This is a genomic window from Rossellomorea sp. YZS02, assembly GCF_033963925.1.
GTDB lineage: Bacteria > Bacillota > Bacilli > Bacillales > Bacillaceae_B > Rossellomorea.
Genome location: NZ_JAXBLY010000032.1, coordinates 18,968 through 27,281 on the forward strand (window position 1 = coordinate 18,968; position 8,314 = coordinate 27,281).

Annotated in this window: 6 protein-coding genes; all 6 read left to right on the forward strand. The window is 46.5% G+C overall.

Annotated elements, in window-relative coordinates; all coding sequences use genetic code 11:
- The first annotated feature begins 13 nt into the window (after positions 1-13).
- On the forward strand, positions 14-1,057 hold the full coding sequence (locus SLH55_RS22080; RefSeq protein WP_320324484.1) for a DUF3048 domain-containing protein: 1,044 nt from the start codon (positions 14-16) through the stop codon (positions 1,055-1,057).
- 21 nt (positions 1,058-1,078) lie between these two features.
- Positions 1,079-1,378, forward strand: a complete 300-nt coding sequence (locus tag SLH55_RS22085; RefSeq protein ID WP_034760840.1) for a YerC/YecD family TrpR-related protein — start codon at positions 1,079-1,081, stop codon at positions 1,376-1,378.
- Between the two features lie 492 nt (positions 1,379-1,870).
- Positions 1,871-2,557 (forward strand): heptaprenylglyceryl phosphate synthase, encoded by a 687-nt coding sequence (locus tag SLH55_RS22090; RefSeq protein WP_219168041.1) that lies wholly within the window; start codon positions 1,871-1,873, stop codon positions 2,555-2,557.
- Between the two features lie 83 nt (positions 2,558-2,640).
- Positions 2,641-4,866, forward strand: coding sequence for a DNA helicase PcrA (pcrA, locus tag SLH55_RS22095; RefSeq protein WP_219168040.1), 2,226 nt, complete (start codon positions 2,641-2,643; stop codon positions 4,864-4,866).
- 61 nt (positions 4,867-4,927) lie between these two features.
- Positions 4,928-6,934 (forward strand): NAD-dependent DNA ligase LigA, encoded by a 2,007-nt coding sequence (ligA, locus tag SLH55_RS22100; RefSeq protein ID WP_320324485.1) that lies wholly within the window; start codon positions 4,928-4,930, stop codon positions 6,932-6,934.
- Positions 6,935-6,949: 15 nt separating this feature from the next.
- Positions 6,950-8,101: a CamS family sex pheromone protein gene (locus tag SLH55_RS22105; protein ID WP_219168038.1), complete on the forward strand. Its 1,152-nt coding sequence runs from the start codon at positions 6,950-6,952 to the stop codon at positions 8,099-8,101.
- Positions 8,102-8,314 lie beyond the last annotated feature (213 nt).

Below are 8,314 nucleotides of genomic sequence, written 5' to 3' on the forward strand. Positions count from 1 at the left end.
GGGTGTCAAAAACATGCTGAAAATGAAAAGAGCTTTCATCATTGCGTTAAGCTCGTTTACACTTGTCGCATGTAGTTCAGATAAAGAGATAAAGAAAGAATCTGATAAAGAAGCCGCAACTCCAGTGGTGAAAGAAGAGACAGGCGTAGAAACAGAAGAAATGTATCAATCACCTTTGACTGGGGTAGGAGAAGAAAAGGAGTCAACGGCCCGTCCGGTGGCTGTGATGGTGAATAACCATCCGAAAGCCCGTCCTCAATCAGGTCTATCCAAGGCGGATATTGTATATGAAGTATTGGCAGAGGGTGACATCACCCGCTTCCTGGCCATCTTCCAAAGCCATATGCCGGAAGAAGTCGGCCCTGTAAGAAGCGCGAGAGATTACTATATAGAGCTTGCGAAAGGCTACGACAGTTTGTATGTCGCACACGGCTACAGCCCTGAGGCGAAGGAAATGCTGACGAATGGCTATATCGATGATCTGAACGGAATTCAATATGACGGGACGCTGTTTAAGCGTGCATCCTTCCGTAAAGCTCCGCATAATTCGTATATCACCTACGAACATATTAAAGAGGGAGCGGATAAGAACGGCTTTGAAATGAACCGGCCGCCTGAGGCACTTCATTTTATTGATAAAGAAACGATAAACGGTGAAGATGCCAATTCCGTGATGATCTCCTATAATCAAAATCCCCTGTTCAACGTCGTGTATGAGTATAACGAAAAAGAGGGACGATACGAGCGTTATTCAGATGGTGAACAGACCATCGATTATGACTCGAAAGATCCCGTGTTGATCGAGAACCTTTTCATCGTAGAAGCTTCACATAAGATTGTCGATGATGCAGGAAGGCGCGACATAGATTTTGAATCGGGAGGGAATGCTTACTTGATACAAGACGGTAAGCTCCGTACGGTTCAATGGAAGAATGTAAATGGCAGAATACTTCCTTATGATAATGAAAAACCTGTAAGCCTGCGAAAAGGATCGACGTGGATCAATGTCATTCCAAGTTCACCGGGCTTGACCGGTTCCGTATCATATCAAGAATAGAAGGAAAAAGGAGTCTTTTTAATGCAAATAAATAAACTAAGAGGCAAGGAGCTGGATCAGTTATTCAACGCTGTTCTTTCTCTCCAGGATCTTGAAGAATGCTATCGTTTCTTTGATGATCTTTGTACCATTAACGAAATTCAATCGCTTGCCCAGCGCCTTGAAGTTGCACGCATGCTTCAGGATGGGAAGACCTATCATAAGATCGAAACAGAAACAGGCGCAAGTACCGCAACGATCTCTCGCGTGAAGCGCTGTTTGAATTACGGAAATGATGCATATCAGTTAGTATTGGATCGTGTACATCAGGAAGAAAAATAATAGAAGGACCGCTGTCTATGACGAGCGGTCTTTGTTTTTGTCCGGGTGTCATCCAGCTCCGGCGGCTAGAGGCTCGAGGTCATAAGCTAAACCTGCCAAATAGGCAAAGAACGCCTTTCCGGCAGGTTCATCTTATGCTCGTCGCCTCTGGGCGAGCCGCCTCCGCTTTCGGTGTCATCCAGCTCCGGCGGCTAGAGGCTCGAGGTCATAAGCTAAACCTGCCAAAAAGGCAAAGAACGCCTTTCCGGCAGGTTCATCTTATGCTTGTCGCCTCTGGGCGAGCCGCCTCCGCTTTCGGTGTCATCCAGCTCCGGCGGCTAGAGGCTCGAGGTCATAAGCTAAACCTGCCAAAAAGGCAAAGAACGCCTTTCCGGCAGGTTCATCTTATGCTTGTCGCCTCTGGGCGAGCCGCCTCCGCTTTTGTAGGTAATGCGACAGCCTTCCACAAATGATATAATACGTTAGATGGATGTATGAATGGAGGAACAGCATATGTATGATGTCCAAGAGTGGCGCCATGTATTTAAACTAGATCCGAATAAGACAATAGATGATGAAGATTTAGAAGCAGTATGTGAATCGGGAACAGATGCGATCATCGTAGGGGGTACGGACGGTGTAACCCTTGAAAAGGTTCTTGATTTGATGGCACGAGTGAGACGATATACGGTTCCTTGTATTCTGGAAGTATCAAATCTGGAGTCGATCACTCCGGGCTTCGATCTGTATTTCATTCCAATGGTGATGAACAGCTCGGATATGAACTGGGTGACGGGTTTGCATCACCAGGCGGTCAAGGAATATGGAGAAATCATGAATTGGGACGAAATCCTTGTAGAAGGATATTGTATATTGAACCGTGAATGCAAAGCGGCTCAGGTAACGAAAGCAAACACAGATATTTCAAGTGAAGACGCGGCAGCTTATGCCATGATGGCAGAGAAGATGTTCAACCTGCCGATTTTTTACCTTGAGTACAGTGGTACATATGGGGACATCGGAACGGTTAAAGAAGTGAAGGATTCGTTGGAGAACACGACTTTATTCTATGGCGGGGGTATCAAATCCGCACAGCAGGCAAAGGAGATGTCCGGGGTTTCAGATGTGGTCGTCGTTGGAAATGCTGTATATGAGAATTTGAAAGAAGCGTTAAAAACGGTAAAAGCAGTTAAGGGGTAAAGATCCTGCTGGAGGTCAGTCCCTGAATAAGATATAATGGTAATATAAAATAGAACAAACGTTCGTTATGGTGGTGAGAGAGTATGCAATTTTTGACTGATCGATTGTTGAATGGAATGAATCCCGAGCAGGCGGAAGCGGTAAAGGCAACGGAGGGACCTCTGTTGATCATGGCAGGGGCAGGCTCAGGGAAGACGAGAGTATTGACACACCGTATTGCGTATTTGATGGTGGAAAAAGGGGTCAATCCTTATAATATTTTAGCGATTACCTTTACAAATAAAGCAGCGAGAGAGATGAAGGATCGTATCCATAACATCCTTGGAGGGGCGTCGGAGAACATTTGGATCTCTACTTTCCACAGCATGTGTGTACGGATCCTTCGCCGTGATATCGACCGGATCGGATTAAGCCGAAACTTCACGATCCTGGACTCGACGGATCAGCAGTCTGTCATTAAATCGATTTTAAAAGAAAAAAATATAGACCCAAAGAAATTTGATCCTCGTTCCCTTCTTGGATCAATCAGCTCTGCGAAAAATGAGCTGACCACACCAGAAGAATTATCAAAGCAGGTGGGGGGATATTACGACCAGGTCGTTTCGGACGTGTACACAGAGTATCAGAAGCGATTACGAAAGAATCAGGCGCTCGATTTCGATGATCTGATCATGACGACAATTCAATTGTTTCAACGTGTACCGGAAGTGCTGGAATTTTATCAGCGCAAGTTTCAATATATCCACGTGGATGAGTATCAGGATACGAACAGAGCGCAATATATGCTCGTGAAACTGCTCGCATCCCGTTTTCAGAACCTCTGTGTGGTAGGTGATTCGGATCAGTCGATATACAAATGGCGCGGTGCGGACATTGCCAATATCCTTTCTTTCGAGAAGGATTACCCAAGAGCTACAGTCATTTTCCTTGAACAGAATTATCGTTCAACGAAAAGAATCCTTCAGGCGGCGAATGAAGTCATACAGAAGAATTCAAACCGTAAACCGAAGAATCTTTGGACAGAAAATGATGACGGTGAGAAGATCTCTTATTTCAGGGCAGATACTGAGCAGACGGAAGCTCAATTCGTCACGGGTAAAATTAAAGAAATGATGGAGGGCGGCAAGAAAAAGTATTCTGATTTTGCCATCCTGTACCGTACAAATGCCCAGTCCCGTGTCATGGAGGAAGTTCTGCTTAAATCGAACATCGAATACTCCATTGTGGGAGGCATCAAGTTCTATGATCGTAAAGAGATCAAGGATATTTTAGCGTATTTAAGACTCATTTCGAATCCTGATGATGACATCAGCCTGCAGCGGGTCATCAATGTACCGAAGAGGGGTGTAGGGGCCACGTCTATTGATAAAATTGCCCGTTACGCTCAGGACCATGATATATCCATGTTCAGAGCGCTTGCAGAAGCGGACTTCATCGGACTCAGCCCTAAAATTACCAAGGCCGTGATTGAATTCATGGAGATGGTGAAAGGCTATACCAGTATGCAGGAGTATCTATCTGTAACCGAACTGGTAGAAGAAATCCTCGAGAAATCAGGCTACACAGACATGCTGAAAGCGGAAAAGTCCATCGAGTCTCAATCAAGACTCGAGAACTTGGACGAGTTCCTGTCAGTAACGAAGAGCTTCGAGGAAACCAATGATGATAAGAGCCTCGTGGCATTTCTGACAGATCTTGCCCTGGTCGCCGACATCGATAAGCTTGATGAAGATGACCAGCCGAAAGATTCCGTCATCTTAATGACCCTGCACGCAGCCAAAGGTCTTGAATTTCCTGTCGTATTCCTTATGGGGATGGAGGAAGGGGTATTTCCTCACAGCCGTTCCCTTATGGAAGAGGATGAAATGGAAGAAGAGCGCCGTTTGGCGTACGTAGGGATCACCCGTGCAGAAGAACAGCTCTTCTTGACAAATGCGCAGATGAGGACACTCTTCGGTCAAACGAAGATGAACCCTGTTTCCCGCTTCATCAACGAGATTCCGGCGGACCTGCTGGATGACGTCATGGCAGAGAAGAAGACTGCCTTTACGCCGTTCGGGAAGTCAGCTTCGAAATCACCGTCACGCCCTGCACCGAGAAAGCCGGTTGCACGTCCGGTCCAAACCACGACAGGTGGAGAATCCGTTGCGTGGCAGGTCGGGGATAAGGCCCAGCATAAGAAATGGGGAACGGGAACGGTTGTCAGTGTGAAAGGGTCTGGAGACAGTGTCGAGCTTGATATTGCTTTCCCTAGTCCAATGGGAATCAAGCGTCTCCTGGCTAAATTTGCCCCAATCGAAAAAGCATGACGTGTCGGGAGGGTAATTCCTTCCGGCTTACTGAATATATAAGCAAGAAAGGATTGTGGAAATGGATCGACAATCAGCCGAAAAGCGTATCAATGAACTGCATGAATTGTTAAACCAATATAATTATGAATACCATGTACTCGACAAGCCTTCTGTTCCTGATTCCGAGTACGATCAGCTTCTCAGGGAACTGATCGGGCTCGAGGATCAATATCCGGAATTGAAATCTGCGGATTCTCCTTCTCAGCGAGTAGGGGGCACGATTCTAGAATCTTTCGATAAAGTAGAGCACAGAACTCCGATGTTGAGTCTTGGGAATGCCTTCAATGAAGAAGATCTTCGTGACTTTGATCGCCGTGTCCGCCAAGCGGTGGGAGATGACTTCTCCTATGTTTGCGAGCTGAAGATCGATGGTTTGGCCGTCTCCCTCAGATATGAAGAGGGCGCGTTCGTCCAGGGGGCAACAAGGGGTGATGGTTCCATTGGTGAAGATATCACATCGAATCTGAAGACGATCCGTTCCATACCTCTAAAGATCTCAGAGAAGATGTCCTTTGAGGTACGGGGCGAGGCCTTCATGCCGAAAGGATCATTCGAAGCACTGAATAAAATCAAAGAAGAAAAAGGGGAAGAACCCTTTGCCAATCCGCGCAATGCGGCAGCAGGTTCCCTGCGCCAGCTTGATCCGAAGATCGCAGCTTCAAGGAATCTCGATGTTTTCCTATATGCATTAGCTGATATAGGAAATACAGGGATCGACTCTCACAGTGAGGGACTGGATACGTTAGACAAACTCGGTTTTAAAACGAATCCTGAACGGAAACGTTGTGCGACGATCGAAGAAGTCCTTGATTTTGTCGGAAAATGGACAGAAGAGCGCCCCAATCTTCCATATGACATTGACGGAATCGTTATTAAAGTCGACTCCCTTGATCAGCAAGAGGAGCTTGGAACGACAGCCAAGAGCCCGAGGTGGGCCATTGCCTTCAAGTTCCCGGCAGAAGAAGTCGTCACGGTGCTGAAGGACATTGAATTGAGTGTAGGACGTACGGGAGTCGTCACGCCAACGGCCATTCTGGAGCCGGTCCGTGTAGCGGGAACGACCGTACAACGTGCCTCGCTTCATAATGAAGATCTAATCCGCGAAAAAGATATCAAAATCGGTGACCATGTCGTCATTAAAAAAGCGGGTGACATCATCCCTGAAGTCGTCAACGTACTGGAAGATAAGCGAACAGGAAGCGAACAGGAATTCCTAATGCCGACTCATTGTCCGGAATGTGAAAGTGAGCTGGTGAGACTTGAAGGGGAAGTGGCTCTTCGCTGTATCAACCCGAAATGTCCTGCGCAAATTCGTGAAGGTCTCATTCACTTTGTCTCCCGGAATGCCATGAATATCGATGGACTGGGTGAAAAAGTGATCAGCCAGTTATTCAGGGAGAAACTGATCGAAGATGTCGCCGACTTATACAGATTAGAGCGGGATCAGCTTCTCAAGCTTGAGCGGATGGGCGAGAAATCCGTTGATAACCTTTTGGAAGCCATTCAAACGTCGAAGAAGAATTCCTTGGAGAAACTGTTATTCGGTCTTGGTATCCGTCATGTGGGTGCCAAAGCGGCAAAGACCCTCGCACAGGAGTTCGGCTCGATGGACAGACTGATGGAAGTGGGGAAAGAAGAGCTGACGAATGTCAATGAGATCGGGGAAAAAATGGCCGATGCTATCGTTGCTTACTTTGAAAATGATGAAGTAAAGGAACTCATTCAGGAGCTGAAAGATGCTGGTGTGAACCTTGAATACAAAGGACCAAAGCCTGTAGCTCTGAGTGACGTCGACTCGTATTTTGCAGGGAAGACCATTGTCCTCACGGGGAAAATCGAGCGTTTGAGCCGGAATGAAGCGAAAGAAAAGATCGAGATGCTCGGCGGGAAAGTAACCGGCAGTGTCAGTAAGAAAACCGATCTTGTCATCGCAGGGGAAGATGCGGGATCGAAGCTTGCAAAAGCAAATGAGTTAAATATAGAAGTCTGGGATGAGGACAAGCTGATGGAAGAACTTAACCGATAAGAGGTGTAACGAGGAATGAAAAAAGGGATTTCGGTCGCTCTCTCCGCGCTGTTGTTATTGGGAGGCTGTGCTCCGACATTTGAGAAACAGGATCAGGTCGTTCAGGAAAATCAGGATAGCGAAGCAAAGAAAGCCATCATACCAAGCTTCCAAATATCGAAAGAATACTACAAGACGATGCTTCCCTATGAAACGAGCAATACCCGGGGTGTCGTCGTGAATGATCTTGGATCAAGATACGATATCAATGAAATCGAAAAAGGTTTATTAAGAGTGGCTCAAAATCGGTTTTCAACCGATGATTACTACTTCAAAGAAGGACAATTCTTGAATAAGAAAACGGTGGACAGCTGGCTGCAGCGAAAGTATACAAGTGAACAGCTGAAGGAAAAGGGCCTTCAGGAGTCTCAGAATGTGGGTCTGAATCCCATGCAGTCAAGCGGTGAGAATGCACCGATCTACTTGGCCCATGTGATTGAACATAATTACTTGATGAAGAAAGAAGACAATAAGGTGCGACTGGGTGGGGTGGCCATCGCCTTATCCCTGAATTCTGTTCAATATGAGACCAATATGTCTAATGGGACAAGAACAGTAAAAAAGATCAGCAATGAGGTTCTGAAAGAGCAGGGAGCGAAAATCGCCGGTGAAGTTCTGAACCGCCTTCGTCAGAATAAAGAACTTCAAAACGTTCCGATTATGATCTCTCTATATAAACAGGCTCCGAAAGATCAAGTCGTGCCCGGGCACTTTTTTGCCTATACGTCGGTGGAGCCTGATGAAAATGGTATTCAGGATTGGAAAGGAATCAATGAAGATTATTATCTATTCCCTTCCCCTGAAGCCCAGGAGAACCATCCGAACGATTATAAAGTCTTTAATGAATTCAAAACAGATATCGAAAAGTATTTTCCAGTCTACACAGGACTGACAGGACAGGCACTCTATCAAGATCAGAAACTGTCCAAAATGGAATTCGAAGTGGCTCTTTCCTTCCAGGGAAAAGCTGAAACGATCGGATTCGCCCAGCACCTCACCAACATGATCGGCAAACAGACCCCGGAAAGCTGGGACGTAGAACTCCTCGTCTCCTCTTCCTACGGTCCGGAAGCCCTCATCGTGAAGAAAAAGGGCAGTAAAGAAACATACTTACACATCTATGAATAACGAGAGAAAGAACTAATCCACACAGTGATTAGTTCTTTTTTTTTGACTGTTTTCGTAAACATTGTTGCTTTTTGATGTAGCGAGTGGCGGTTGATTTCCGCTACAGGTGCTCGCTTTCCGCGGGGCTGGCGGTGAGCCTCCTCGGCTTTGCCTGCGGGGTCTCACCTGTCCAGCGTTTCCCGCAGGAGTCGAGCACCTTCCGCTCCAATCAAC

Bases quoted from the DNA above. Each gene is read 5' to 3' on its own strand.
- SLH55_RS22105 (WP_219168038.1), top strand. From the start codon at position 6,950: ATGAAAAAAGGGATTTCGGTCGCTCTCTCCGCGCTGTTGTTATTGGGA.
- SLH55_RS22090 (WP_219168041.1), top strand. From the start codon at position 1,871: ATGTATGATGTCCAAGAGTGGCGCCATGTATTTAAACTAGATCCGAAT.
- pcrA (WP_219168040.1), top strand. From the start codon at position 2,641: ATGCAATTTTTGACTGATCGATTGTTGAATGGAATGAATCCCGAGCAG.
- SLH55_RS22085 (WP_034760840.1), top strand. From the start codon at position 1,079: ATGCAAATAAATAAACTAAGAGGCAAGGAGCTGGATCAGTTATTCAAC.
- SLH55_RS22080 (WP_320324484.1), top strand. From the start codon at position 14: ATGCTGAAAATGAAAAGAGCTTTCATCATTGCGTTAAGCTCGTTTACA.
- ligA (WP_320324485.1), top strand. From the start codon at position 4,928: ATGGATCGACAATCAGCCGAAAAGCGTATCAATGAACTGCATGAATTG.